Below are 25,023 nucleotides of genomic sequence, written 5' to 3'. Positions count from 1 at the left end.
ATCCACTCTCTAGGAGGCTCTGTGCTCACCCCACCCCCGATGTTCCACCGCCTCATGGCCGAATTGGTCGGCACCTTCGTGCTCGTACTCGGCGGTTGCGGCACCGCGGTGCTGGGCGCGAAGTTCATCTCCGACGGCATCTCCGTGGGTGTCGGCCATCTCGGTGTCGCACTGGCCTTCGGATTGACGGTTCTCGTGGGCGTCTACGCCTTCGGCACCCTCTCGGGCGGGCATTTCAACCCCGCAGTCACCCTCGGCGCGGCGATCGCCCGACGCGTCGAGTGGGACGCGGTGATCCCCTACTGGATCGCGCAGGTGGTGGGTGGACTCCTCGGCGGCCTGGTCGTGTGGGCGATCGCGAAGGGCAAGAAGGGCTTCGATGCGACCGGGAACATGGCCGCCAACGGTTACGGCGCGCATTCGCCGGGCGGCTACGCACTCTGGTCGGTGATCATCGCCGAGATCATCCTCACCGCGGTCTTCCTCTTCGTGATCCTGGGCGCGACCGATCCGCGTGCACCAGCAGGTTTCGCCGGCATCGCGATCGGCCTCACACTCACCCTGATCCACCTGATCTCCATCACGGTGTCGAACACGTCGGTCAACCCCGCCCGCTCCACCGGTGTGGCGTTCTTCAACGGCAACGGCGCGCCCGGACAGCTCTGGGTGTTCTGGGTTGCCCCGCTGGTGGGGGCGATCATCGCCGGCGTGCTCTACCCGATCCTGTTCGGTGAGGGCGAGGAGATCGCCGACGAACCGGTCAACGACGACGCACTGGCCTGACCGGGATCAGCCGGTACCAGGCGTTTCCCTACCCGGGCAGCTCCACGAGGTCGACCACCCGCACGTCGATGCGGGTGGCGACCTCGTCCGCTGTCACCGGTCCCACGACCTCGCCCAGCGTCAGCCGCACTGTCTCGCGGACGAGTTCGGCCATCGCCGAGATGTCGTCGCGGTATCCGACGGCGAGGTCCACGCCGATGTCGGTGATGCGGCGTGCGGTACCCGCCGGACTCGGCGCAGTGCCGATCCGCACCGCCGAGACCTCGCGACGGGTGACGGCGCGCACGGCGTCAGCCGCGATCTGGCCCGCCACCAGGTCGGTCACCGCAATGCCGGATACGTCGGTCATCAGCGGGACACGGGCCCTCGCGAACCGGCGAGTCGCCGCGCGTACCCGTCGCCCGACCGATTCGGACTCCTCAGGCGTGGGACCGAGCTGCGCCGACGCCGCGAGCAGCCACTCCTCGGTGCCCTGCTGCGTCCCGGTGCCCTGTTGCGTCCCGGTGCCCTGCTGCGTCATCTGATCTCCTCCCGCGAATCGCCACCCTCATCCGACACCTTTCCCGATCCGGGGCGCTCGCCGACGGCTTTCGGCCTCCACGGCTCCATCCGCCGCGCGATGTCGGCGCGTGCGCGCTGCAGATGTCCCCGAACCGAACCCGGCGAGATCCCCAGCGCGTCGGCGATCTCACCATGTCCGAGTCCTTCCATCTCGCGGAGCCACCACACCGCCCGAGATCGGGGGGCGAGATTGTCCAGTTCGGTGCGCAATGCCGCGAGAAGTGAACTCTCTTCGGCGGTCTCGGCCGGCCCGGGGCCGGGCTGGACGAATTCGGCGATGTCGGATTCGCCACCCGCGTCGTATTCCGCACGACGTGCCGCATCGTGGTGGATGTCGACGATCTTGCGGTGGGCGATGGAGAACACCCAGGTGCGATAGCTGCTGCGAAAACCGAACCGCGGCAGACCCTTCCACACGGCGACGAGCGATTCCTGCACCACGTCGTCGGCGACCGAGGGATCGGAGAGCATCCGTCGTGCATACCGCAGCAACAGCGGCACCGTCCGCCCGACCAGTTCGTCGAATGCGCGGCGATCACCGAGTCCGGCGCGACGGGCCAGTTCCTCGTCGGTCGGCCCATGCGACTCGCACTCACCCGACTCACGCCTACCCAGACTCGATTGGCCCGGATTCGATTGGCCCGGATTCGATTGGCCCGGATTCGCCTGGCCCGGAGTCGATCCGGTGACGACGACGCGCTGCCGGTCACCGTGTCCGACTCGGGCGTTTTGCCCGTCGATGCGACGATTCGCGCTCACAGGTGTCACCCCATCACGAACGATCTCAAATCGAAAGTCCAATCCGCGACTAGGTTGATGTGAGCGGGATCACCACACCCGTTGCGTGCAATCCGCACGCGCCGAGCGACTCAACACATGTACGAGGTACGCAGCTTCATCCCGCCCGAGCCGGTTCACACCACAGCCGCAGTGCTCGGGTCGAGTCACACGAGCACCGTCGCCATCCGACGGCCCGCTCACAGCAAAGGAGTGTTCTCATGAGCAGCCCTGACACCGGCGCCACCACCGACAGCACGAAGGCGAACTCCTCGTCGTCGGCCACATCCAGCGCGTCGACGAGCTCGGATCCCTCACGCGAGATCGCCGTCGGCGATTCGGGCAGCGCACTGATCGACGCACACGGCAAGACATCCATCGCCGACACGGTGGTGGCCAAGATCGCCGGCATCGCAGCCCGCGAGATCGATGGCGTCCATGACCTCGGCGGTGCCGCATCACGCATGGTCGGCCGAGTCCGCGAAGTCATTCCCGGCACCACACAGAATCTGACCCAGGGCGTTTCGGTGGAGGTCGGCGAGAAGCAGGCCGCCGTCGATCTCGGACTGGTCGCCGAATACGGCGTGGCGATCCATCAGCTGGCACAGGCGGTGCGCGAGAACGTCATCGGGGCCATCAGCGGCATGACCGGGCTCGAGGTCACCGAGGTGAACATCATGGTTCACGACGTTCACTTCGCCGACGAGGACGACGACAACGACGATTCCGATCGGTCCGAGCCGCGCGTCCAGTGAGCGTGATGTGATGACCTCTGAGACACCGGAATCCGACATCACATCAACGGACACGGCGCAATCGGGCGCCGGGACAGCCGATGACGCGGGATCTGACCGGCGCGCCGGTGACATCGCCCGCGACGTCTCCGAGGCGGTTCTCGCCGTCGACGGGGTCGCGGCCATGTCGGGCGGACGGTTCGGTGAGGTCGCCACCTACATGCCCGGACACCGCATCGTCGGTGTGAAACTGTCCGACGAGAAGGGTGAGGTGCACATCGACGTGGATCTGTCCCGGCCGATCCTCGCGACGGCCAACGAGGTCCGCGGGGTGGCGCAGGTAATCGCCGGGCGACCGATGGATGTGGTCGTCGAGGACATCGCAGAACCGAACACGGCTGGCGAGAACGCAGTGGGAGTCGAGAGGTCGTGACCGGGGAGCCCGAGGAGACCGCGGATGAACGCCGAAAGCGTATGCGCCGCGAGATCATCAAGGCCAACCACCCCGACCACGGGGGCGACCCGGATCGGCTGATCGAGGCGCTGCGGCGGTTCGACGCCCTTCATCCCGATCCGGGCACCCGCTCCGGCGTCGTATCGCCGCCGGCTGAGGCTCCCGCACCCGATGTCTTCGTCGCCGGCGGTCCGGTTCGCCGCTGGCGGCGGCAACTCGCCGCCCGGGTGCGGGCAGCCGACGCCCGCAGGGCCGACCTCAGCAGAAAGGTCCGCAGGTCTCACACCGCACGCACACGTGCCCGTCGTATCCGCGGCGGCCGCAAGTATTTCGACATCTGACCCAACCCACGTGACAACCAACCCACGTGAAACCAACCCACGTGCACCACATCTGATCCGAGGCAGGAATCATGAGCAACGCAATAATCGGTCTGTTCGTCGGGCTGCTGCTGGCCATCGCAGCGACCACCGGGGGTTTCGGGGGCTTCATCCTGGCGATCGTCCTGGGTGTCATCGGCCTGGCTATCGGTCTGCAGCGCGACGGGACGATCGACCTGATGGCCTTGCTGCGGAGCCGGAACCGTGGCTGAGCCGGCGCCGCACGGCGACTCGTCGTCGGCGGCGGACACCCTGCCGAGAGTCGCGGGCGACCGCGGCACCCTGACTTACAAGGACCGGGTCGGGGTGAAGATCGCCGAGACCGCGGCCCTCGAGGTCGACGGTGTGATCGCGCGCAGCGGTCAGGGATTGCTCGGCGGACGCGGTACACCGCATGCACTCGCCGAGATGCACGAGCCCGCGACCTTCTCCATCTCCATCGCGGTGCTGTGGCCCTCGCCGATCACCAAGGTGTGCAACGACGTTCGCGCCCATGTGACCGGACGCGTCCAGGAACTCACCGGTATCACCCCCACTCGCGTGGATGTGGACGTCGCCGAGTTGGTCGCGCGTAGCTCACTGCGCAGCCACACGGGTCCCGAATAGACCTGCACTCATCAACCACATGGATCTGCATCCGCCACACCACACCGCCGAGGACTTCTCCCCCGGCGAGGTAGACGACGTCGAAAGAGGCGCACAATGAGCGAGCATCACCATGAGTAGGACGAACGTGAAGAGCCTGAAGACGCCGACCGCGCTGCCGTCGGCCGTCTACTACGGCACGATCATCGCCATCGGCTTTCTCGCCCTGGCCGCCATCGCGGTGCACGATCTCATCATCGAGGCGGGCTGGATCTCGGGAACCGAGTGGTACGCAGCCGCTTTCCGCTGGTTCGGCCACATCAGCTGGTCGACGTGGATGTGGGTAGCTGCCATCGCCCTCGTGGTTGTCGGCCTGATCCTGGTGTGCTCCTCGCTGCTCCTACGACGACGCACCCACGTCGGCATCTACGACGAGTGGACCTGGACCCGACGTGGTGACCTCGCCCGGCGCGCGAGTGCGGTGGCCCGAACGGTCGACTCGGTGCACAAAGCGCACACCGTGGTCGGCAGGCGCCGCGCCACCGTACGGATCGTCACCACCGACGCCGCCGCCTCCGACGAGGTGTCGTCGAAGGTCACCCAGGCCCTGTCGGGAACAGTGAAACCGTTGAAGGTGACGGTGAAGACCCGTGTGATCCCGGTGACCACAGATGCGCACCACGGTACGTCAGACAGCGACACGAGCACGGGCACCAGCAGCACCGGCACCGGCACCGGCACCGAACACACCACGGAGGTCTCGGCATGAATCACGGACCAGCGGCATTCAATCGCCTCATCGTGTTCATCGTCGGCGCGGCCATGATCGTCGTGGGCGCCGCAGCCATCGGCTGGAAATCCAACGCGTCGTGGATCCATGATCGGATGCAGCGACTGGACCTCAACTGGTTTCGCACCGCCCCGGATTCGAGCTGGTGGGTGTGGGCACTCGTCGGGGTCGCGGTCATCGGTGTGGTTCTGGGAATCTGGCTGCTCGCGGTGAACGTTCGTCCGCAGCGCGCCCGCACGCTGTCGTTGCCCGGGTCCAATGCCGGCGGCAAGCTCACTCTCGCGCCGAACAAGGTGGCCGACGCCATCGCCGACGAGATCGCAGCGGCTCCGGAGATCACCTCGGCGAAGGCCCGCGCCCTCGACGACCGCAAGCGTGAACTCGTGCAGGTGACCGTCGTCGCGGCGCCGGAGGTGTCCTACGACGACATCATCGCCCGCCTCCGCGAAGCCGCCGAGAACCTGCGTGTCGCCCTACCCGATGAGTCGCTGCGGCCACGGTTCCTGGTCCACCTGGACGGAGCGCGTGACAGCGCCTCCCGCGTGCGCTGAGCAGATCAGCGCAGCGTACGAAACCTGGTGAGCCGCAGGCTGTTACCCACAACGAACGCCGACGACACGGCCATCGCAGCACCGGCGATCATCGGATTGAGCAGTCCGGCGGCCGCCAACGGGATCGCTGCCACGTTGTAGGCGAAGGCCCAGAAGAGGTTTCCGTGGATCACCCGCAACGTCGCGCGCGCGAGGCGGATCGCATCGACCACGCCGCGCGGATCGTCACCGACCACGGTCAGGTCGCCGGCGTTGATCGCGACATCACTGCCGGCCCCCATCGCCACACCCAGATCGGCGCTCGCGATCGCGGCGGCGTCGTTGACTCCGTCGCCGACCATCGCCACGCGGGCACCGGTGGACCGCAGCCGGTTGACAGCCTCCACTTTTCCGGCGGGGTCGACTCCGCCGATCACCTCGTCGACGCCCACGGCAGCGCCCACCTGCTCACCGACCTCCTGTCGGTCGCCGGTGAGCAGGACGGTCCTTATTCCGGAGCGGTGTAGTTCCGAGATCGCCGTCTCCGCATGCTCTTTCGGGGGATCGGAGATACTGATCACGGCCTCGACCCGGCCGTCCACGACAACGCTCACCACGGTGACCGCACTGTCGGCGCCGGATGCGAGGGCATCCTCGACGGCCGCGTGCAGGGCGTCGGGTAGGTCGCACCGGTCGGTTCGACCCACGCTGGCCTCGCATCCGTCGACCACACCGCTCGCACCGAAGCCGGGGGTGGCCACGAAGTCGTCCACATCAGCGATCGGTCCGTGCTCGGCCGCCGCCCGCACGATCGCGCGGGCGATCGGGTGTTCGGAGGCGTTCTCCACGGCTGCGGCCATCCGCAGCACGCGCCTGCCCTCGGGGGATTCACTACCGCCGCCGGTGCGCGTGGTCACGCGCTCGACCGTCATGTGGCCGGTGGTCAGGGTCCCCGTCTTGTCGAAGACGACGGTGTCGATCGGACCCGAGGATTCCAGCGCGGCAGGGCCTTTGATGAGGATCCCGGCGCGGGCGCCACGAGCGGTGCCGATCATCAGCGCGGTCGGCGTAGCCAAGCCCAGCGCACACGGGCAGGCGATGATGAGCACCGCGACCGCAGCGGTGAAGGCCGATACCGCATCCGCTCCCGACGCGATCCACGCGACAGCGGTGATGATCGCGATCACGATCACCGCAGGCACGAAATAGCCGGAGATGCGGTCGGCCAGTCGCGCGACATGCGCCTTGTCGTTCTGCGCCTGCGCGACCATGCGCGCCATCTGCGCCATCTGCGTATCCGATCCCACACGATCGGCGCGCACGATCATCCGGCCCGACGTGTTGACGGTCCCGCCCACCACCCGGTCGCCGGGTGCGGTCTCCACCGGGACCGACTCACCGGTGATCATCGAGGCGTCCACTGCCGAACGTCCCTGGGTCACCGTGCCGTCGGTGGCGATCGTCTCACCAGGGCGTACCACCATGAGATCACCGACCGACAAGTCCGACACACTGATCCGACGCTCACGCTGCGCATCCGGGTCGAGAATGCTGACGTCCTTGGCTCCCAACGACATCAGCGACCGCAGAGCTGCGCCGGCGTTGCGCCTGGAGCGCAGTTCGAAGTACCGACCCGCCAGGACGAATGCGGTGACACCGGCGGCCGCTTCCAGGTAGATCGCGTCGGCACCGCCGGAGGACGAGACCCATTCCAGTGAATGCCGCATCCCGATCATCCCGGCGTCGCCGACGACCAACGCGTACACCGACCACCAGAACGCGGCCATGGTGCCCACCGAGATGAGCGTGTCCATCGTCGCCGCACCGTGGCGCAGGTTCACCGCGGCGGCGCGGTGGAATCCGGCTCCGCACCAGAAGACCACCGGGATCGTCAGGACCAGACTCACCCACTGCCAGCCGTCGAACTGCCATGCCGGCACCATCGCGAGCACGATGACCGGGATGGCAAGGGCGACTGCGACGATCAGCCGACTACGCATCGAGGCGAGTTCAGCGTCGCGTGTCGCCGCGGTCTCATCGGAGGCGGCGTCGGCGCGGTGAGCCACCGCGGCGTCATAGCCGGCCGCGCGGACCGTGGCGATCAACTCCGACGGCGACAAGTCACCACGCGACAGCCGCACATGCGCGCGCTCGGTCGCATAGTTCACCGTGGCCTGCGCGCCGTCGATCTTGTTGAGTTTGCGCTCGATTCGCGACGCACACGAGGCACATGTCATGCCAGTGATGTCGAGATCGACGGCATCGACGGTCGCGGTGTCGGCGGCATCGGGCACCACCGGTGTGGCGCTCATCAGACCAGCTCGTAACCCGCCTCACGCACAGCGGACTCGACCGCGGCACGCTCCAGCGGCTCGGCGGAGGCGATCGACACCGCACCGGTGTCGAGGTCGACGTCGACCTTCTCGACGCCGGGGATCTCGGACACCTCTTCGGTGACCGAGGCGACGCAATGGCTACAGGTCATACCGGTGACGGTGAATGTGGCGGTGGCGCTCACGATCGAACCTCCTGAATTGTCTTCATTGATAAGGGTGCGGATGGCACGTGTCGTTCGACGAGAAGGCTGCGGTCAGGACTTCACCAGGCGCGCGATGGCGTCCATGGCTTCTTTGACCTTGAGCTGGCCGGCTTCGTCACTCTCCTGAGCGGCGTGGACCACGCAGTGGTTCATGTGCTCCTCGAGCAGACCGATGCTCACAGCCTGCAGCGCCTTGGTCATCGCGGTGACCTGGGTGAGGATGTCGATGCAGTAGGCCTCTTCGTCGACCATCCGCTGCAGGCCGCGCGCCTGTCCTTCGATACGCCGCAGCCGTTTGAGATAGTCGTCCTTGCGGTGGATGTATCCGTGCGGCGCATGCGCCTCGTCCGGCGTCACCGCTGCGGTCACATCCTGCTCATCCGGATCGGCCATGGCCCTCGCCCCTGTCTGATACTCGTGTCGCGGTACCTTCCCGCATACCCCCATCTGGTATAGCACGGCGCGTCGATAAATCCTACCCCGGTAGGGTATGTGCTCAGCCGAATGTGGTGGGCAACGACAACGCGCACCCACATGACGCGGCGAGGATAGGCGGCGAGCAGGATTACGGATATGAGTGATCGCGTCGCCACCGAGTTCACCGGGCCCCACACCTTTGCCTCGGACAACTATTCAGGAGCTTCACCCGAGATCCTCGCCGCCCTCGCGGCAGTCAACGTCGGTCACGACCGGGCCTACGGCGCCGACTCGGAGACGCAGCGGCTGCAGACGCTGGTCGCCGAACACTTCGGGACCGGCGCGACGGCGTTCCCGGTGTTCAACGGCACCGGCGCGAACGTGGTGGGCCTGTTGTCGATGCTGCCGCCGTGGGGCGCGGTGATCTGCTCGGCGACCGCCCACATCCACACCGACGAGGGCGGCGCACCGGAGAAGGCCGGTATCAAACTGCTGACCGTGCCCACCCCCGACGGCAAGCTCACACCCGAGCTGATCGCCACCCAGGCGTGGGGATACGGCGATGAACACCGTGCCCAGCCGCTCGCGGTCTACCTCACCCAGTCGAGCGAACTCGGGACGCTCTACACCCCCGAGGAGATCGCGGCGATCACCCAGTACAGCCACGCCGCCGGGATGCGGGTGTACGTCGACGGCGCACGCCTGGCGAATGCGGCCGCCGCCCTGGACCTCCCGTTGCGGGCATTCACCCGCGACGTCGGTGTGGACGTGGTGAGTTTCGGTGGCACCAAGAACGGCGCCCTGGGCGCCGAGGCGATCGTGGTGCTCGACCCGCAGGCCGCCACGGGGCTGCCCTATCTGCGCAAACACCGTATGCAGCTCGCCTCGAAGATGCGCTTCGTCTCCGCGCAACTGACCGCACTGCTCACCGATGAGTTGTTCCTGCGCAATGCCCGCGCGGCGAATGCGGCGGCCGCTCGGCTGCGCGCGGGTGTCGAGGCCGGGCTGGCCGATGGATCCATCCAGGGGGTCACGTTCACACAGCCGACGCAGGTCAACGCCGTGTTCGCGACGCTGCCCCCGGGTGTCGCCGACGAGCTACGCCGCGACTTCCACTTCTACGACTGGAACAGTGCGACCGGCGAGGTGCGCTGGATGTGCAGTTTCGACACCACCGACTCCGACGTGGACGCCTTCGTCGCGGCCATCGCGCGCTCGACCACCGCACTGGCCGGTTGAGCAGCGCGATCTCACATCTTGCGGATGGCCTGGGCCAGCTGGGTCAGAGCCGCGGCCAGCGCGTCGAGAGCAGCACCGAGTTCGGCCCGGTTCCCCGGCTCCGGTCCGACGCTCTCCTCGGCGGCGCCGGGTCGCGCATGACGGCTTCCCGTCACCGCGACCAGGTCTCCGGCGCTCGCCTCATGCGATCCGACAGCCGGGGCTGACTCGGCGTCGACGTCGGGTTTGTACCGTCGCCCGCCCTCGGGCCGCGCCCGCAACCCGTCGGGCCGCTCCGCCGGCGCCTCGTGGCGCGAGGCGTCCGGGCGCCGGCGTTGCGCCGGCCGGTCGACAGGTGACGCACGACCGGCCAGACTCCGGAACGGACGCGTGTCGGGAGCATCGGGATCGGTGGCCGGCGCAGCCTGCTGTTCGGGTGACGCGTCCTCGGATCCGACGTTCTCCCGCGCGGCATTCTCCGGTTCAGCATCCTCGCGCCCAGCGCTCTCCTCCACCACTGCCGGGTTCTCGGTGAGCATCGCGGTGTGCGGCACCGACAGGCGCGGCATGGTGTCGATACGCGGCTGCGGCGGCATCGCGGGGGCGGGTGCGTGGCCGTTGGTGCGGGCGAACCAGTGCACGCCCGGGTGGTCGGCGAAGAGCATGCACGATGTGCCCGCTGTGTTGGTCACCGGGCACGGGTTGCGCTCGATCAGGGAGAGCGCGTGATCATCGACGTCATTCCATTCCAGCCAGCGACGGCGGTCGTAGCGCGGCACCACCTCGGCATCGGTGGCGTGGTTGCCGCGATGACCGAGTCCGAGCCGACATCCGAGCACCCATCCGGGATCGCTGGTGTCGCCGAGCGCGGCACGCTCGGAACCGGTGCAGATGATCGTCGACCAGCAGCCATCACTCGACACGGTCGCACTCCCCCATCTGCCCACAATTCATCGTCGTCACCCCTTGCCGATCCCGCCGGTCGTTACAGAGTAGACCGGTTCGAGGGGAAATCCGTGTCCGGTTTCGCGGCGCACGAACCGGCCTCCGCATGTGCCGGAGTAGCGTCGTTTCGGGCGACAACCGCCACATCGGCGGTCGCTCCCGGTACATCACAGCAACTGAACAGGGACAAGACAACACCCGTCGGCGCTGCGTTCGGGAACCCGAACCACCCCGGTCCGACGTTGGGACGATCACACATTTTTCACCGTCATGCCTGATAGAAGCGATATTTCCACACCGAGCCCGCGGCCGGACGCGCCGGAGCCGCCGAGTACATCCGACTCCGACGCGCAGCCGCCAGGGCCAACCGACCGCACAGCGCACAGTGGGCTGCCGGCGACCTCTGCCGTCTCGACCGCGCAGCGCGTCGCGGCCACCGCAGTGCAGACGACCCTCGGGGTGGCCGAGTTCACCATCGGGAGTGTCGCCACGCGCGAGCTGTCACCACGCCGCGCCGCCCGCCAGGTGCGCACCGTGTTCGAACGACTCGGCCCCACCTACGTCAAACTCGGTCAGCTCATCGCGTCGAGTCCGGGCGTGTTCACACCGACGCTGTCGGGTGAGTTCGAGTCACTGCTCGATCGGGTGGCGCCGGCATCACCGGACACCGTCGCCGCGATCATCGCCGAGGAATTGGGCCAACCGGTCTCCGCTGCCTTCGCCGGCTTCGACGAGACGCCCATCGCCTCGGCCTCCATCGCGCAGGTGCACACCGCCCGTCTGCACAGCAGCGAGTCGATGGCAGGCGAATCGATGGCAGGCGAGTCGGTGGTGGTGAAGGTGCAGCGACCGGACATCGCGGGGCGTCTCGCCGCCGACGTGGAGATCCTCTCGGCGACCGCCCGCGTGGCAGAGCTCTCGCGCTACGGCCGGATGGCAGGCGCCCGTGGCATCATCGCCGACTTCGCCGAGAGCCTCGACGCCGAACTCGACTTCCGCACCGAGGCCGCGGCGATGGAGGAGTTCTCCGCACAACTGGCCACCACCCCGTACGCCGATCTCGTCCGGACCGCACGCGTCGATCACGCGCACACCACCCGTCGCGTGCTGACGATGGAACGCATCACCGACGCGGTCCGTATCGACGACGTCGCTGCCATCCGGCGCGCCGGACACGACGGCACCGCACTCGTACGGACCCTGCTGCTGACCTTCCTGGAGTCGGCGCTGCACGGCGGACTGTTCCACGGCGATCTGCACGCCGGAAATGTACTCGTCGACTCGTCGGGACGGATCGTGCTGCTCGACTTCGGCATCGTCGGACGTTTCGACGAGCGCACCCGTCGACTGGTCCGTGGACTGTTCGGAGATCTGCTGGTGCGCAACGACTATGAGTCGGCCGGCCGTGTCCTCGTGGAACTGGGTGCGGTCCGGCGGCCCGGATCCTCCACACGCGAGGGCGCCAAGGATCTCCGGCGGTTCGCCGCCCCGCTGGCCGGTAAGAACCTCTCCGACGTCTCCTACGGTGATCTCGGACGGCGACTCACCGAGCTGGCCGCGGTCTACGACGTGCGCCTGCCACGCGAACTCGTACTGATCGGCAAACAGCTTCTCTACGTGGAGAAGTACATGAAGCTGCTCGCACCGCGATGGCGGGCGTTCGCCGACCGTGCCGTACTCGAACTCATGGCCCGCATCATCAACGAGGACACCCACGCCGACGAGCAGGACGCCGGCAACAGCGGTGATGGGAACAGCAGCGGTGGCGGGGCCAGCAGCGGCAGCCGCTCAGATCACCGCGACATCCGGACACGCTGAGCCCACGGCGTCCGCGTCCGATTGCGGTGCATCCGAACGCATATGCGCGCCACGCGAGACCGTGTCGGCAGTCGCCGCGGCGATGACCGCACGTGCCACCGCCGTCAGCGCGGCATCCTCGAGCTCGCGCGGTGAGCACGGGATCCGGGGTGTCAGCCCGTCGAGTGCTCGGGCGGCGGCAGCGAGCCCTGCACCGTCGCGGACGATTCCCGCGTTGGTCGACATCAGGTCCTGGAGCCAGTCGCGATCGGCGATCGGCACCGGCGTCGATCGCGGCGGGTCGACCTCGCCGAGGCCCCCACCGAGATCCCCACCGACGTCACCGCCGGGTGCTCCCGATCCGACCGGAACAGCCTCACCCGCCCGGATCCCCATCACCACCGCTTCCAGAAGGCTGTTGGACGCCAACCGATTCGCACCGTGCAGGCCGGTGCGCGCCACCTCACCGACCGCGAGCAGCCCCCCGACGCTCGTGCGCGCACGGGTGTCGGTGACCACGCCGCCGCACTGATAGTGGGCACCGGGGACGACCGGGATCAGCCGCATGTCGAGTCCTCGTCCGGTGACCGCGGCGGCGATCATCGGGAACCGCTGGGCGAAGTCGTCGACCAGTGCGGTGTCGAGGAGGACGTGGTCGGCGCCGGTGCGTGCCATCGCCTCCGTCACCGCACGCGCCACCACATCTCGCGGGGCGAGGTCGCCGGACGGGTGCACGCCCGCCATCACCGGACGTCCGTGGATGTCACGCAGGATGCCGCCCTCACCACGCACCGCTTCGGAGATCAGCGGGCATCGTCCGCGGGCTCCGGGGGTGAACAGCATCGTCGGGTGGAACTGGATGAACTGCAGATCGGCGATCCGGGCACCGACCGACATCGCCAGCGCCAGACCGTCTCCGGTGGAGCCGAGCGGATTGGTGGTGGCCGAGTAGAGCTGGCCGCTGCCGCCGGTGGCGAGGATGGTGACGGGGGCGGCCAGCAGTTCGGGCTCCCCGCCGCGATCGGTGACGTCGACCGGTTCTATCCACGCGCCCACCACTCGCCCTGCGGCCGTGGCCAATTGACGTACCGGCGCGCCGTGGCGGATGCGGATCCGACCCGACGCCACATGGTCGGCGACACGCCGCTCGAGCACCTCCTGCATGCGCGCACCGGTCGCGTCACCGCCGGCATGCAGGATCCGCGCGACCCGGTGGCCGCCCTCCCTCGTCCGGTGCGGGGTACCCGCACCGATCCCGTCTGAATCGACACCGTCGAAACGCATCCCCCACCCGACGAGTCGGGCTATCGCCGCGGGGCCGTCGCCGATGATGCTCGCCGCGGCCACCGGATCGGTACATCCGGCGCCGGCGATGACGGTGTCGTGCACGTGCGCGCCGAAGGAGTCATCGGGATCGCTCGGATCGACCGCGGCGATCCCGCCCTGCGCGTAGGCGGTGGCGGTCGGGGGGGAATCGGGTGCCGTGACCGTCTCCGGCGACTTGACCACGATCGCCACGGTGGCGCCCCGCTCGGCAGCAACCAGCGCAGCGGTGAGGCCGCCCGCGCCACCGCCGATCACGACGACGTCGCTCGACCACCCCTCATCCATCCCGCGCCCAGCCACTCCCATCGCGCACCTCCGACTCATCCGACCAGTTTTCGACTCTCAGACGAAAACCATCTCCAGACGAAAGCTACGCCGACGTGAGACCGCGCGCCAGCCCCGGCCATGCGCCGGGGGCCTCGCCGGGCTCAGCTCTTGTACTTCTCCACCACGTCGGCGCCGCGCACCTGCGCGTCGGAGGGGTCTCGGCCGGCATCCCGCAGCGCCTGCCGCTGACGCAGCAGATCCCAGCACTGGTCGAGCTGGACCTCGATCTCCCCGAGCCGGCCGTTCTCGTCCTCGCGGGAGATCTCGCCGCGGGAGAGGCTGCCGCGCAGGTCGCGCTCCTCCTCGATGAGGTCGGTGATGTGGGCGTGAATCGACTTGTCGCTCATGACTGCGAGTCTACGGGCGATGCCGGATCGGCCGACCGATCACGGTGAGACCGGTGACCCTGATGCTCGTGGCCAGAACCATCCGGGTCGGAATGGCCGGAATGGCCCGAATCTCCAGGCTCCTGACTGTCCTGGAAGGTGAAGTGTGTGCGCCGCAGCAGCTGGGCATTCAGTGCGACCACCACCGTCGATATCGACATCAGGATGGCGCCCACCTCCATCGGCATCACGAATCCGATCGGCGCGAGCAGACCCGCCGCCAACGGCACCGCGATGAGGTTGTAACCGGCTGCCCACCAGAGGTTCTGGACCATCTTGCGCCGAGCGGCATCGGAGAGTTCCATCGCCGAGACCACGGTGCGGGGGTCGTTACCGGCCAGGATCAACCCCGCGGAGTCGATGGCCACGTCGGTGCCCGCGCCGATGGCGATACCCACGTCGGCGGTGGCCAGCGCGGGTGCGTCGTTCACGCCGTCGCCCACCATCGCCACATGGTGGCCATCGGCCTGCAAGGACGCCACCGCCTGTGCCTTGCCGTCGGGACGCACTCCGGCCACCACCTGATCGATACCCAGTTCCTCGCCTACCGCCTCGGCCACCGACTCGGCGTCGCCGGTCAACATCACCACCGACACACCCCGCGCGTGCAGGGCGTCGACCGCATCCCGCGACTGCGGACGGATCTCGTCGGTCAGCGCGATCGCCCCACGCACGTGTCGGTCGGCGACCACGTAGAGCACGGTGTATCCATGACGCGACCAGTCGTCGGTGTCCACCTCATGCCCGTCGAGATCGAGGTCGGCGAGCATGCCCGGACCGCCGACTGCGACATCGTGGGAGCCCGTGTGCCCGTCACCGGACATCTCGACGCGGGCACGGACCCCGGACCCGATGTCGGCGGAGAAGTCCGACACCGGGGGGACGGTGAGCCCGCGGCGAGAGGCTGCCTCCACGATCGCGCGGGCCAGCGGATGCTCGCTCGAGGACTCCACGGCAGCCGCAGTCGCGAGGATCTGGTCGGCTGTGTCAGCCGGGTCGGCTGGGACCACACCCACCACGGCCGGGTGGCCGGTGGTGAGGGTTCCGGTCTTGTCGAACACGATGGTGTCGACCGACCGCAACGATTCCAGCGCGGCGCGATCTTTCACGAGCATCCCCATCTTGGCGGCTCGTTCGGTGGCGATGGCCACCACCAGCGGGATCGCCAGTCCCAGCGCGTGCGGACACGCGATCACCAGCACCGTGATGGCGTGGGTCAGCCCGTCGTAGGGCTCACCGATGGCGGCCCAGATGATGATCGTCAGCAGTGCGGCGATGACGGCGTACCAGAACAGCAGCGCAGCGGCGCGGTCGGCGAAACGCTGTGTGCGCGTGGACGAGTTCTGCGCCTGCTCGACCATCCGGGAGATACCGGCCAGCGTGGTGTCCTCGCCGACGGCCTGCACCCGGACACGGATCGCGTTGTCGGTGGCGATGGTGGCACCGACAACGTGGTCTCCCTGCGCGCGACGCACCGGGGTGGATTCGCCGGTGATCATCGATTCGTCGACATCGGCGGCGCCGGTGACGATCACGCCGTCGGCGGGTACCCGCCCGCCGGGGCGAACTGCCACGAGATCGCCGACACGCAGATCGCCTGGTGCGACGGATTCGGTGTGCCCCCCGTTGCCGTCGTCGTCAGCACCCACCACACGTTCGGCCGTATCCGGCAGCAGTGAGGCCAGTGAATCCAGGGCCGAGCTGCTCTGCGCCAGCGAACGCATCTCGATCCAGTGGCCGAGCAGCATGATGACGATGAGAAGTGCCAGCTCCCACCAGTAATCCATCGACCGGTCGATCAGCCCCAGTCTCGCCGCCCAGGAGGCGAGGAACGCCACAGTGATACCCAGTGCGATGAGGAGCATCATTCCCGGTGTGCGAGAACGTATCTCGCTGACTGCTCCGGTGAGGAAGGGCCGTCCGCCCCAGATGTACATGATCGTGCCGAACACCGGCGAGATCCAGGTGACCCAACCGTGGTCGGGCACCGAATAACCCAGCAGATCGGCAAATCCCGGGCTGGCGGCGACTGTGGGGATGGCGAGTACCACCATGACCACGAACAGATTTCGAAACATCACGGCGTGATGGGCCGCATGACCCATATGGCCGGATCCCCCGTGCCCGTTCATGTCGTGACCACTCATGTCGTGACCACTCATGTCGTGACCACTCATGTCGTGACCACTCATGTCGTGATCGCTCATGTCGTAATCTGGGTGCTCGTGCTCGTGCATCTGATGACTCACCGTCCCGGCTGGTCGACGTATACCCCCTCTAGGTATACACCCGTCACGTTTGGACTGGCGGTCTACAGTCGTGTTGAGGGGTGGTCGAGCACGGGCCACCGGCACGTGGGGCGGGCGCGCTGTTCGTCACAGGCAGTGCAGCTCCAACCAGGCAGGGCAGCCGCCCGCGCAGTAGGCACCGGTCGATCGAGTCGATCGGCACCGGTGCGTCAGGAGGCACGATATGGCCATCGCATCCATCAACCCGACAACCGGCGAGGAATTCGCCCGTTTCGACGCGCTCGACGACGCCGAGATCGAGACCAGGATCGCGGCGGCCCACACGGCCGCCCAGCACTACCGTCTCACCGGTTTCGACGAGCGGGCTCGTGGTCTGCGCGCCGCGGCAGACATCCTCGACGCCGAATCCGACACTCTCGCCGCGACGATGACCGCGGAGATGGGCAAGACGCTCACCGCCGCGAAGGCCGAGATCGCCAAATGTGCACGCGGACTGCGTTACTACGCAGACCACGCCGCCGACCTGCTGGCCGACGAGCCCGCCGACGCCGGTGCGGTGAACGCCTCGAAGGCATTTCACCGCTATCAGCCCCTCGGCGTGATACTCGCGGTGATGCCCTGGAACTTCCCGCTGTGGCAGGTGATCCGGTTCGCAGCGCCCGCGCTGATGGCCGGCAACGTGGGGCTGCTCAAACACGCCTCGAATGTGCCGCAGACGGCCCTCTACCTCGGCGACCTGTTCCGACGGGCGGGATTGCCCGACAACGTTTTCCAGACCCTGCTGGTGTCGTCGTCACAGATCGAGTCGATCCTGGAGGATCCGTCCGTCGCCGCGGCGACCCTCACCGGCAGTGAGGGTGCGGGCCGCTCGGTCGGCGGTATCGCCGGCGGCGCACTCAAGAAGGTGGTCCTCGAACTCGGCGGTTCGGATCCGTTCATCGTCATGCCCTCTGCCGACATCGCCCGTGCCGCATCGGTCGCGACCACCGCCCGCGTCCAGAACAACGGCCAGTCCTGCATCGCGGCAAAACGGTTCATCATCCATGACGACGTCTACGACGAATTCCTCGACGCCTTCGTCGCCGAGATGGGCGCCCAGAAGTTGGGCGACCCCACCGACCCCGACACCGACATCGGTCCGCTGGCCACCGAACAGGGCCGCACGGACGTGACCGAACTCGTCGACGACGCGGTGTCACACGGCGCGAAGGTCGCACTCGGCGGGCATGTTCCCGGCGGTCCTGGCTGGTTCTACCCGGCGACCGTGCTCACCGACATCACACCCGAGATGGACATCTACGGCGCCGAGGTGTTCGGCCCGGTGGCCGCGGTCTACCGGGTGAGCAGCCTCGACGAGGCCATCACACTGGCCAATGACACCTCATTCGGCCTGGGTTCCAACATCTGGACCACCGACGAGGCCGAGGCCGACACCGCGATCCGCGACATCGCCGCCGGGCAGGTCTTCGTCAACGGGATGACCACCTCCTATCCCGAGCTGGCATTCGGGGGCGTCAAGGACAGCGGCCACGGGCGCGAACTCACCAGGCATGGGATCGCCGAGTTCTGCAACGTGAAGACCGTGTGGATCGCGTGAGCGACCCGCCCGCGGCGATCACAACGAGATCGGTGTGATGAGGACCTTGCCGCCCGCATGGCCGGAACTGCTGAGGTCCTGCGCGTTGGCAGCCTCGTCGAGTTCGTAGACATCGGCGACCCGGGTGATGATCGTGCCCTCCTCGAGCAGTTCGAGGTTGCGCGCGAGCGTCTCCCGGCGCGATTTCTCGTCCTGACTGCCCGAGAACGTGACGCCCAGATCCGAGGCGCCGGGGTCGGCGATGGTCACCACCCGTCGTGCCGATCCGCACAGCGCCACCAGTTGCGGCAGCACCCCGTTGCCGACCAGATCGCAGGCGGCGGTGACCGGTCGCGGCGTCGCCGCACGGATGCGGTCGATCATCCCCTCGCCGTTGAGCACCGGGATCGCGCCGAGTGAGGCGACGAAGTCCTGGTTACGGGCACTGGCGGTACCGATCACCGTGGCGCCGGCGTCGAGTGCCAGTCCGACCGCGATCGATCCGACGCCGCCGCTCGCGCCGTGGATCACCACCACGTCGTCGGAGACGACCTCGACCTCGCCGACGGCTCTGGCCGCGGCGTCACCGGCGACCGGCACGGTCACCGCTTCCTGATAGGAGAGGTCATCGGGGATCGGCACGTAGACGCGGGCGACGCTGAACTCCGCGTAGGTTCCGTGATGCCCGGCTCCCCACCCGACCACCCGGGCACCGATCTCCACGTCGCCGACGCCGTCCCCGACCTCGTCGACCACACCCGCGAATTCCAGGCCGGGAATCGCCGGGAGAGGCAGCGCCATCACATCTGCCATCGCCCCGCTGCGCACCTTCACGTCGAAGGGGTTGACGCCGGCGAGGATCACCTTCACGCCGATCTCGCCGGCGCCCACCGATGGTCGGGGGACCTCACTGACTTCGAGGACGTCACTGTCGCCATACGCGGCGAATGTCACCGCCCTCATCTGCTGACCGGTGGACTGCGCTTCGGTGCTCATATCTCCATGATGCTCCCGCGGCACACCACAGCCTGCACACCGCGGGCGCACCCCGTTCGGTGACGGCGCGTCAGCTGCGACGCGCCAGGATCACCGCGAAACGGGACTGTTCGTCGACCCACACCTGCTCGGGCGGCAGCCCCGCGGCCTCGAGTTCGCCGCTGATCGACTCCAGCCGGAACTTCGCCGAGATCTCGGTGCGCATCTGCTCCCCCTGCGCGAACTCCACGGTCAAGCCCAGGTCACCGACGGTGACGGTCATGGAGCGGCGTGCCCGCAGCCGCATCTCGATCCATTCGTTGACCGGATCCCACAGCGCCACATGATCGAAATCCCCTACGGCGAAGTCGGCGTGGAGATCCCGGTCGAGCACCGAGAGCACGTTGCGATTGAAGCGGGCTGTCACACCGGCGGAATCGTCGTAGGCCGCGACCATCACCGCCGGATCGGTGATGAGTCCCACACCCAGCAACAGGGTCTCACCGGTGGTCAGCGATGCGGCGAGGTCGGCGAGGAAGGCGGCCCGTTCGTCGGGGGTGAAGTTCCCGAGGGTACCGCCGAGGAAGACCACCATGCGTTGCTCACCCGCAGGCAGATCTGCGACGGCGGTGGTGAAGTCGCTGACCATCCCGTGCACCCGCAGGCTCGGATACCGCGCGGAGAGCTGACCTACGGCATCGGTGAGTGCCGACACCGAGACATCCTGCGGTACATATTCTTTCACAGTCTGTGCGCGCACCCCCGCGTCGAGCAGAAGTTGCGTCTTCTCCGAGGAGCCCGAGCCGAGTTCGATGATCGTGCCCGCATGCGCTGCTGCGACGATCTCGTCGGCGGCCTCGGCGAGCAGACCACGCTCGGTGCGGGTGGGGTAATACTCGGGGAGCCGGGTGATCTGCTCGAACAGCTCACTTCCCGCTGCATCGTAGAACCACCTCGGCGGCAACGTCTTCGGTGTGCCGGTCAACCCGGCGGCAACGTCGGCGCGCAGTGCCGCCTCGACGTCGGCATCGGTCAGCATGATCTCCAGTACAGGTGTGGACACTTCCACCCTTTCGCCGGTGGTGTTGTGCGGTGGATGTTGTCGATCACAGCGCCGTGATCTCGACGCGTGCGCTCGTGGCCACCACGAGATGATGATCGTCGATCGGCTGCCACCGGGGGTCGCCATCGGTCGGCTCGGAGGCGATGAGCACGCCGTCCGCGTCGTGGCGTACCGACAGTGAATGACCGCATGTGGTGGCGAGCACCGAATCACCGTCGGACAGCAGCAGATTCAGCCGCGATCCGGGCGCCTGAGCGCACAGTTCGGTCACGACCCGGCTCAGCAGCGTCGCCGGGTCGGCACCCGCCGCCAGCTCGTGACGCACATAGGTCCACAGGGTCGCCGAATCCGTCGGGGCGGATGTGCGCATCCACTCGGTGACCGGCACATCCGGGGCCAGTCGCGCCAACGTCTGCGGCCAGCCGGCGATCACGCCATTGTGACTGAACGCCCAGCCGTCGTCGGTGAACGGGGCGCACGCCTGCGCCGAGATCGGCATGCCGACGGTCGCCGACCGCACTGCGGCGACGATCGCGGTCGCGCGCACATGCGTCAGCGTGTGACGCACCGCCGGATCCGACCAGATGGGGTGTTCGTCGCGGTACGCGTCGGGTCCGGCGGCGGCATGCGCCGACGAGGCCTGCGGCCACCACGCCACACCCCACCCGTCGGCGTTCATGACCGCGTCACAGCGCATATCCGTCGGTGCCCACGATTGTTCGAACAGCGAGTGTGTGCCGTCGGTGAGCGCATGCGAGACCGATCTCGGTGCGCCGAGATAGGCCAGATGGCGGCACATCTCAGGGGCGCTCCGATCGTTCGGAGTACACCGACGCACTCGATTGTTCGTCGTGGACGGTTCGTGCGCACCGGAACCCGGAGAAGATCTGTCGCCGGATCGGGTGATCCCAGTTGCGGAAGGTGTTGCGGATCGCGGTGGGCGACGTGCCGAACGAACCGCCCCGTAACACCTTGTAATCCCCGCCGAAGAAGACCTCGGAATACTCCGCATACGGAAAGGCCGCGAATCCCGGATAGGGCAGGAAGTCCGACGACGTCCATTCCCACACGTCGCCGAGCATCTGATGTACGCCGAGCGGGGAGGCGCCACGCGGATAAGCACCCACCGCCGCGGGCTGCAGATGTCGCTGCCCGAGGTTGGCGTACTCGCACAATGAGTTCGGCGAGAACAGCGACGGCGCGGTATCCCCCCACGGATACACCCAGGAGGTGTCGGTCGCGGGGTCGTAGCAGGCCGCCTTCTCCCACTCGGGCTCGGTGGGGAGCCGCCGGCCCGCCCAGCGCGCATAGGCGTCGGCCTCGAACCAGCTGACATGGACCACCGGCCGGTCGTACTCGACCGGGCTCAGTTCGCCGAAAATCCTCGTGTACCAGCCTATTCCGGAGTCGTATTCCCAGAACTTCGGTGCACGCAGGGAGTTCTCGCTGCGGTGGCGCCACCCACGGGAGGTCCACAGTTGTGCGCGTTCGTATCCGCCGTCGTCCATGAATTCGAGGAAGTCGCCGTTGGTCACCGGGTAGCGGTCGATGGCGAACGCCTCGACGTCGACCTGATGGGCGGGGCGCTCGTTGTCCAGGGCCCACAGGTGTGTGGAGGTTCCCATGGTGAACGGCCCGGCCGGGACGATCACCTCGTCCCGCTCATGCGCCGAGAGGTGGGGATGGTCGGTCGCCGACGCCGACGGGGTCGGCTCATCAGCGAGCACCCGCTCACCCGCACGGAGTTGATGTGTGGCGAGCATGGTCTCGTCATGCTGCTGTTCGTGTTGGGCGATCATCGAGAAGGCAAAGCCTCCCTCGAGGAGTCTCGAACCCGACAGCGCACTAGATCCGAGTACGTCGAATGCCTTGTCCCGTACCGAGTCGACGTAGGAGCGCGCCTCGTCGGGGCGCAGCAGCGGCAGCGCCGGTCGCGTGTTGCGCGGGTGTTTGAAGGCGTCGTAAAGGTCGTCGATGTCACGGCGCACCGCGTCGTGACCGCCGACGTCGCGGACCAGCCACAGCTCCTCCTGGTTGCCGATATGCGCGAGATCCCACACCAGCGGACTCATGATCGGCGAGTGCTGCGCGACGAGGTCGCGGTCGTCGACCGACTCGGTGAGTCCGCGCGTGCGCTCCCGCGCCTGCGAGAGCACGTGGAACATCATCGTGCGCATCTGTTCTGTCTCACTGCCCGATGGCTGCGCAGCAGGGGCTGGGCGTTCGGGGTCCGAACGGTCGGCTGGGGTGGTGGTCACTGCGACGCCTCCTGAGGTCGTGCGGTGTGGGATGTGCAACGGGGTCACCGCGCTGGCGGTGGGAGCGGTGGCCAGATCGAGCAGTTGTGCTGCGGCAGAAGCGATCAGCGGATCGGTGAGGCCGACCCTGGCAGCGGTGACCCAATCGACGTCGAGTGCGGCACCGATCGCCGACGCCTGTGCCGTGACCTGAGGGTCGGCGAACAGCGCACACACCACGGCAACGGGTACATCCCATCGGCCCGACGCCGGGGCGTCGAGATACCGCAGCTCCAGATGCCCCTGCGGACGCACCATGGGGAACAGGGTGGTGAGGTGGTAGCGCAGGTCGGCGAAGGTCGGTCGGCGCCCGACCAGATGGTCGAGACCCCCGCTGAGCCAGTCATCGAAGCTCGCTCCGGCCGGCGGCGCGATCATTCCCGCATCCAGGGTGCGCAGACACAGCATCGGCGCCTGCAGTGCCCACTTCGGGTAGTCGACGAACGGATCGTGGTGGGCACCGACGCCGGAGCCGTCGAGGCCGGTGCGGGGTCCGTCGAGATTGGCCCACGCGCGCAAGCGCGTCGAAGACCAGTCAGTGCCGGAGGTGTCGGCGAATGCGGCGACCAGCGCGGGTCCGATGAGGTGCGCGGCGCGCCATCGCTGGCGCACCTGGTCGGCCGAGGAGCCAGCGTCGATACTCACCTGCACGGCCGCGGTGTTGGTCATCATGTCGATGCCGTGCGGGCCGATCCGCGCGAAGTGCTGCGCCATCAACGCGTACCGCCGCGAATCGAGCACTCGTTCGGCCGGACGGCTGCGATCGTGTGCTCCCGCGCGCAGGGTCAGTCCGTACGCACCCACGAGGTCGCGGAGGTGCCGCTCGTCGGCGCGCAGGGCGGCGATCAGGTCAGCGGCGCCGGATGCGGGTGCGCTGGACAGTTCGAGCTGACCGCCCGGTTCCACGGTGACGCGGCTACCGCCGGGTAACGGCCGGTGCGGCGAGTGCGGTGCGATGGTCTGCGGAGCTGCGTCACCGAGTGCGGCGGCCAGCGCCGGCACGGACGGCCTGTGCCCGTCGCGATCATCGGTGAACCATTCCACCTCGGCGCCGACGAGTCTGGGCGTTCGGAGGGATAAGCAGGTGTCGGCGATCCAGGCGAGTGCGGCAGCCCTGGAGTCGACCTCGACCTCGGGATCGGTTCCGACCGCCGCCGCGGATGTGACGCACCGGTCTCGTACGGGGTCTGTGCTCGTCATATGCCCTGGTACCCCCCTGGCATGATGCGGGGTTCACACGTTCGGCGTTGGGGCCTCGGTGGGCAGAGGGGACGCTGTGCTGCATCCGGTCGCCGGCTCCGGGTCCGCGCGGCGCGAGCGCCGCACCGGTCCCGATGCTACGGAAACCGCGCCCTCGGGCACATGGGTTGCCCGCATTACCCGATTCCCGTATTTCGCCGGCTGAGGGCCACGCGACGACACCGTGCCAGCGGCAGGTCGATACGTGACGGGTTGATGCGGGGTGGGGCTGATAGGCGACAATGGATGCCATGCAGTGTGAGGTGGCGCGCGAGGCCTTGTCCGCGCGTATCGACGGCGAGCGTGAGCCGGTGCCGGCCGCGCGCGTCGACGAACATCTCGACGGATGCGCGCAGTGCTGCAGTTGGTATGTGCGCGCCCAGAACCACTCGCGGCGACTGCGGCTGCGGGAGGCCGAGTCGGCGATGCCCGATCTCACCGACGATCTCCTCGGCGCCCTGTCGGATCCGGCGCTGTCCGATCCGGCCCTGTCCGACCGGACGCTGGTGACCGCCTCGCTCGCGCGGCAGAACACGTCCCCGCAACGCCTCGCGGTGGGCTGGATCTCCTCGCACCGGGCCTCGGCCGTACTCCTCGTGGCCGGTGTGGCCACGCTCGTGGTGGCCCTGACCCAGTTGGCGGGGGTGACCTTCGGCATGGTCGACGGGCATCCCGGCGCGATGGCGAGTCCGGCGATGGACGGCGAGCACCTGATGCACGAGTCGGTGGCCGCGCAACTGTCGCTCGCGGCGGCGATGGTGGTGGCCGCACTGTGGCGACAGGTCCTGCCCGGTGTGGCCGTGATCGCGGGCACCTTCGCGGTGTTCCTGATCGGATTCGTGATCGCCGACGCCGTGGCCTGTGTGCTCACCGCAGCCCGGGTGGCCAGCCACCTGCCGGTGGTGATCGGCGCGGTGGCCGCATTACTCGCCTGGCGCACCGAACGCGATACCGCTCCCGATCAACGTGCCGCGACCCCGCCCCGCGTGGAGGTGCCCGCACATGCAAGGCTTGGTAAAAGGCGCACGCATCTGCGACCGACCGACGATTCGGCGGCGTGACCCACGCCGATCGT

The 25,023-nt window shown here is 68.0% G+C and carries 25 protein-coding genes and 1 pseudogene; 12 read left to right on the top strand and 14 right to left on the bottom strand.

What is annotated here, in order from left to right; translation table 11 throughout:
• The first annotated feature begins 39 nt into the window (after positions 1–39).
• Positions 40–783, top strand: a complete 744-nt coding sequence (gene aqpZ, locus IEW22_RS11995; protein WP_188586866.1) for an aquaporin Z — start codon at positions 40–42, stop codon at positions 781–783.
• Between the two features lie 28 nt (positions 784–811).
• On the opposite strand, the gene IEW22_RS11990 is transcribed toward aqpZ, so the two are convergent.
• Together IEW22_RS11990 and IEW22_RS11985 are read right to left on the bottom strand one after the other, a co-directional pair.
• Positions 812–1,303 carry a hypothetical protein gene (locus tag IEW22_RS11990; protein WP_188586837.1) on the bottom strand — a complete coding sequence of 164 codons (492 nt, stop codon included), beginning with the start codon at positions 1,301–1,303 and terminating at the stop codon, positions 812–814.
• Entirely contained in the window at positions 1,300–2,103 is an 804-nt protein-coding gene (locus tag IEW22_RS11985; RefSeq protein ID WP_229742536.1) for an RNA polymerase sigma factor, read from the bottom strand. Before IEW22_RS11985 ends, IEW22_RS11990 begins: the two co-directional genes overlap by 4 nt.
• 239 nt (positions 2,104–2,342) lie before the next feature.
• On the opposite strand from IEW22_RS11985, the gene IEW22_RS11980 reads away from it, so the two are divergent.
• From IEW22_RS11980 to IEW22_RS11950, 7 genes are all read left to right on the top strand, one after another.
• Positions 2,343–2,876, top strand: a complete 534-nt coding sequence (locus tag IEW22_RS11980) for an Asp23/Gls24 family envelope stress response protein (protein ID WP_188586836.1) — start codon at positions 2,343–2,345, stop codon at positions 2,874–2,876.
• Positions 2,877–2,886: 10 nt separating this feature from the next.
• Positions 2,887–3,288: a hypothetical protein gene (locus IEW22_RS11975; protein ID WP_229742534.1), complete on the top strand. Its 402-nt coding sequence runs from the start codon at positions 2,887–2,889 to the stop codon at positions 3,286–3,288.
• Entirely contained in the window at positions 3,285–3,650 is a 366-nt protein-coding gene (locus tag IEW22_RS11970) for a hypothetical protein (protein ID WP_188586835.1), read from the top strand. Before IEW22_RS11975 ends, IEW22_RS11970 begins: the two co-directional genes overlap by 4 nt.
• A 71-nt stretch (positions 3,651–3,721) precedes the next feature.
• Positions 3,722–3,901 (top strand): DUF2273 domain-containing protein, encoded by a 180-nt coding sequence (locus IEW22_RS11965; RefSeq protein ID WP_373284177.1) that lies wholly within the window; start codon positions 3,722–3,724, stop codon positions 3,899–3,901.
• A complete protein-coding gene (locus IEW22_RS11960) occupies positions 3,894–4,295 on the top strand; it encodes an Asp23/Gls24 family envelope stress response protein (protein WP_188586834.1) in 402 nt (133 codons plus the stop codon). Before IEW22_RS11965 ends, IEW22_RS11960 begins: the two co-directional genes overlap by 8 nt.
• Before the next feature lie 112 nt (positions 4,296–4,407).
• Positions 4,408–5,043, top strand: coding sequence for a DUF6286 domain-containing protein (locus IEW22_RS11955; protein WP_188586833.1), 636 nt, complete (start codon positions 4,408–4,410; stop codon positions 5,041–5,043).
• On the top strand, positions 5,040–5,615 hold the full coding sequence (locus IEW22_RS11950) for an Asp23/Gls24 family envelope stress response protein (RefSeq protein WP_188586832.1): 576 nt from the start codon (positions 5,040–5,042) through the stop codon (positions 5,613–5,615). Before IEW22_RS11955 ends, IEW22_RS11950 begins: the two co-directional genes overlap by 4 nt.
• Positions 5,616–5,620: 5 nt before the next feature.
• Here the strand turns inward: IEW22_RS11950 and IEW22_RS11945 are convergent, their stop codons facing one another.
• The 3 genes from IEW22_RS11945 to IEW22_RS11935 all read right to left on the bottom strand — a co-directional run bounded on the left by IEW22_RS11945 (position 5,621) and on the right by IEW22_RS11935 (position 8,526).
• Positions 5,621–7,906 carry a heavy metal translocating P-type ATPase gene (locus IEW22_RS11945; protein ID WP_188586831.1) on the bottom strand — a complete coding sequence of 762 codons (2,286 nt, stop codon included), beginning with the start codon at positions 7,904–7,906 and terminating at the stop codon, positions 5,621–5,623.
• Positions 7,906–8,112, bottom strand: a complete 207-nt coding sequence (locus IEW22_RS11940; RefSeq protein WP_188586830.1) for a heavy-metal-associated domain-containing protein — start codon at positions 8,110–8,112, stop codon at positions 7,906–7,908. The genes IEW22_RS11945 and IEW22_RS11940 overlap by 1 nt, the downstream gene beginning before the upstream one ends.
• Positions 8,113–8,184: 72 nt before the next feature.
• Entirely contained in the window at positions 8,185–8,526 is a 342-nt protein-coding gene (locus IEW22_RS11935) for a metal-sensitive transcriptional regulator (RefSeq protein WP_188586829.1), read from the bottom strand.
• 180 nt (positions 8,527–8,706) lie between these two features.
• Here IEW22_RS11935 and IEW22_RS11930 point away from each other — a divergent pair, with 180 nt between their 5' ends.
• The gene (locus tag IEW22_RS11930; RefSeq protein WP_188586828.1) at positions 8,707–9,789 is read left to right on the top strand and encodes a threonine aldolase family protein; all 1,083 of its coding nucleotides are present in this window, start codon (positions 8,707–8,709) and stop codon (positions 9,787–9,789) included.
• Positions 9,790–9,800: 11 nt separating this feature from the next.
• Here the strand turns inward: IEW22_RS11930 and IEW22_RS11925 are convergent, their stop codons facing one another.
• Complete coding sequence (locus IEW22_RS11925; protein WP_188586827.1) at positions 9,801–10,691, bottom strand: hypothetical protein; 891 nt, start codon at positions 10,689–10,691, stop codon at positions 9,801–9,803.
• Positions 10,692–10,983: 292 nt separating this feature from the next.
• Here IEW22_RS11925 and IEW22_RS11920 point away from each other — a divergent pair, with 292 nt between their 5' ends.
• Positions 10,984–12,531 carry an ABC1 kinase family protein gene (locus tag IEW22_RS11920; protein ID WP_188586826.1) on the top strand — a complete coding sequence of 516 codons (1,548 nt, stop codon included), beginning with the start codon at positions 10,984–10,986 and terminating at the stop codon, positions 12,529–12,531.
• On the opposite strand, the gene IEW22_RS11915 is transcribed toward IEW22_RS11920, so the two are convergent.
• The 3 genes from IEW22_RS11915 to IEW22_RS11905 form a co-directional block, all read right to left on the bottom strand.
• The gene (locus IEW22_RS11915; RefSeq protein ID WP_229742532.1) at positions 12,502–14,142 is read right to left on the bottom strand and encodes an L-aspartate oxidase; all 1,641 of its coding nucleotides are present in this window, start codon (positions 14,140–14,142) and stop codon (positions 12,502–12,504) included. The two genes, IEW22_RS11920 and IEW22_RS11915, sit on opposite strands and share 30 nt — an antisense overlap.
• A gap of 122 nt (positions 14,143–14,264) precedes the next feature.
• Positions 14,265–14,510, bottom strand: a complete 246-nt coding sequence (locus IEW22_RS11910) for a DUF2630 family protein (RefSeq protein WP_188586825.1) — start codon at positions 14,508–14,510, stop codon at positions 14,265–14,267.
• Positions 14,507–16,756 carry a heavy metal translocating P-type ATPase gene (locus IEW22_RS11905; RefSeq protein ID WP_373284176.1) on the bottom strand — a complete coding sequence of 750 codons (2,250 nt, stop codon included), beginning with the start codon at positions 16,754–16,756 and terminating at the stop codon, positions 14,507–14,509. Before IEW22_RS11905 ends, IEW22_RS11910 begins: the two co-directional genes overlap by 4 nt.
• Positions 16,757–17,021: 265 nt before the next feature.
• Between IEW22_RS11905 and IEW22_RS11900 the strand changes: the two genes are divergently transcribed.
• On the top strand, positions 17,022–18,395 hold the full coding sequence (locus IEW22_RS11900) for an NADP-dependent succinic semialdehyde dehydrogenase (protein ID WP_188586824.1): 1,374 nt from the start codon (positions 17,022–17,024) through the stop codon (positions 18,393–18,395).
• Positions 18,396–18,413: 18 nt separating this feature from the next.
• Here the strand turns inward: IEW22_RS11900 and IEW22_RS11895 are convergent, their stop codons facing one another.
• The 5 genes and pseudogenes from IEW22_RS11895 to IEW22_RS20110 all read right to left on the bottom strand — a co-directional run.
• Positions 18,414–19,370, bottom strand: coding sequence for an NADP-dependent oxidoreductase (locus IEW22_RS11895; protein ID WP_229742531.1), 957 nt, complete (start codon positions 19,368–19,370; stop codon positions 18,414–18,416).
• A 70-nt stretch (positions 19,371–19,440) separates the two neighbouring features.
• Positions 19,441–20,412, bottom strand: a complete 972-nt coding sequence (gene egtD, locus IEW22_RS11890) for an L-histidine N(alpha)-methyltransferase (protein ID WP_188586823.1) — start codon at positions 20,410–20,412, stop codon at positions 19,441–19,443.
• A 43-nt stretch (positions 20,413–20,455) separates the two neighbouring features.
• Positions 20,456–21,211, bottom strand: a complete 756-nt coding sequence (gene egtC, locus IEW22_RS11885) for an ergothioneine biosynthesis protein EgtC (RefSeq protein WP_188586822.1) — start codon at positions 21,209–21,211, stop codon at positions 20,456–20,458.
• Between the two features lies 1 nt (position 21,212).
• On the bottom strand, positions 21,213–22,589 hold the full coding sequence (gene egtB / locus IEW22_RS20115) for an ergothioneine biosynthesis protein EgtB (protein WP_229742548.1): 1,377 nt from the start codon (positions 22,587–22,589) through the stop codon (positions 21,213–21,215).
• Between the two features lie 282 nt (positions 22,590–22,871).
• A pseudogene (locus IEW22_RS20110) lies at positions 22,872–23,909 on the bottom strand (glutamate-cysteine ligase family protein); the annotation flags it as partial.
• A 290-nt stretch (positions 23,910–24,199) separates the two neighbouring features.
• On the opposite strand from IEW22_RS20110, the gene IEW22_RS11875 reads away from it, so the two are divergent.
• Entirely contained in the window at positions 24,200–25,009 is an 810-nt protein-coding gene (locus IEW22_RS11875; protein ID WP_188586820.1) for a zf-HC2 domain-containing protein, read from the top strand.
• The last annotated feature ends 14 nt before the right edge of the window (positions 25,010–25,023 follow it).

This window comes from Gordonia jinhuaensis, assembly GCF_014639795.1.
GTDB classification, from domain to species: Bacteria; Actinomycetota; Actinomycetes; order Mycobacteriales; family Mycobacteriaceae; genus Gordonia_B; species Gordonia_B jinhuaensis.
Note: the sequence above shows the minus strand (reverse complement) of the source record. Positions and strands in the feature narration are given on the sequence as shown.

Coding starts and splice junctions, on each gene's coding strand:
- IEW22_RS11905 (WP_373284176.1), bottom strand. CDS start 16,756: ATGAGCGATCACGACATGAGTGGTCACGACATGAGTGGTCACGACATG.
- IEW22_RS11965 (WP_373284177.1), top strand. CDS start 3,722: ATGAGCAACGCAATAATCGGTCTGTTCGTCGGGCTGCTGCTGGCCATC.
- IEW22_RS11990 (WP_188586837.1), bottom strand. CDS start 1,303: ATGACGCAGCAGGGCACCGGGACGCAACAGGGCACCGGGACGCAGCAG.
- IEW22_RS11920 (WP_188586826.1), top strand. CDS start 10,984: ATGCCTGATAGAAGCGATATTTCCACACCGAGCCCGCGGCCGGACGCG.
- IEW22_RS11915 (WP_229742532.1), bottom strand. CDS start 14,142: ATGGGAGTGGCTGGGCGCGGGATGGATGAGGGGTGGTCGAGCGACGTC.
- IEW22_RS11930 (WP_188586828.1), top strand. CDS start 8,707: ATGAGTGATCGCGTCGCCACCGAGTTCACCGGGCCCCACACCTTTGCC.
- IEW22_RS11875 (WP_188586820.1), top strand. CDS start 24,200: ATGCAGTGTGAGGTGGCGCGCGAGGCCTTGTCCGCGCGTATCGACGGC.
- egtC (WP_188586822.1), bottom strand. CDS start 21,211: ATGTGCCGCCATCTGGCCTATCTCGGCGCACCGAGATCGGTCTCGCAT.
- egtB (WP_229742548.1), bottom strand. CDS start 22,589: ATGCGCACGATGATGTTCCACGTGCTCTCGCAGGCGCGGGAGCGCACG.
- IEW22_RS11900 (WP_188586824.1), top strand. CDS start 17,022: ATGGCCATCGCATCCATCAACCCGACAACCGGCGAGGAATTCGCCCGT.
- IEW22_RS11895 (WP_229742531.1), bottom strand. CDS start 19,370: ATGAGCACCGAAGCGCAGTCCACCGGTCAGCAGATGAGGGCGGTGACA.
- IEW22_RS11935 (WP_188586829.1), bottom strand. CDS start 8,526: ATGGCCGATCCGGATGAGCAGGATGTGACCGCAGCGGTGACGCCGGAC.
- IEW22_RS11975 (WP_229742534.1), top strand. CDS start 2,887: ATGACCTCTGAGACACCGGAATCCGACATCACATCAACGGACACGGCG.
- IEW22_RS11980 (WP_188586836.1), top strand. CDS start 2,343: ATGAGCAGCCCTGACACCGGCGCCACCACCGACAGCACGAAGGCGAAC.
- IEW22_RS11910 (WP_188586825.1), bottom strand. CDS start 14,510: ATGAGCGACAAGTCGATTCACGCCCACATCACCGACCTCATCGAGGAG.
- IEW22_RS11950 (WP_188586832.1), top strand. CDS start 5,040: ATGAATCACGGACCAGCGGCATTCAATCGCCTCATCGTGTTCATCGTC.
- IEW22_RS11955 (WP_188586833.1), top strand. CDS start 4,408: ATGAGTAGGACGAACGTGAAGAGCCTGAAGACGCCGACCGCGCTGCCG.
- aqpZ (WP_188586866.1), top strand. CDS start 40: ATGTTCCACCGCCTCATGGCCGAATTGGTCGGCACCTTCGTGCTCGTA.
- IEW22_RS11945 (WP_188586831.1), bottom strand. CDS start 7,906: ATGAGCGCCACACCGGTGGTGCCCGATGCCGCCGACACCGCGACCGTC.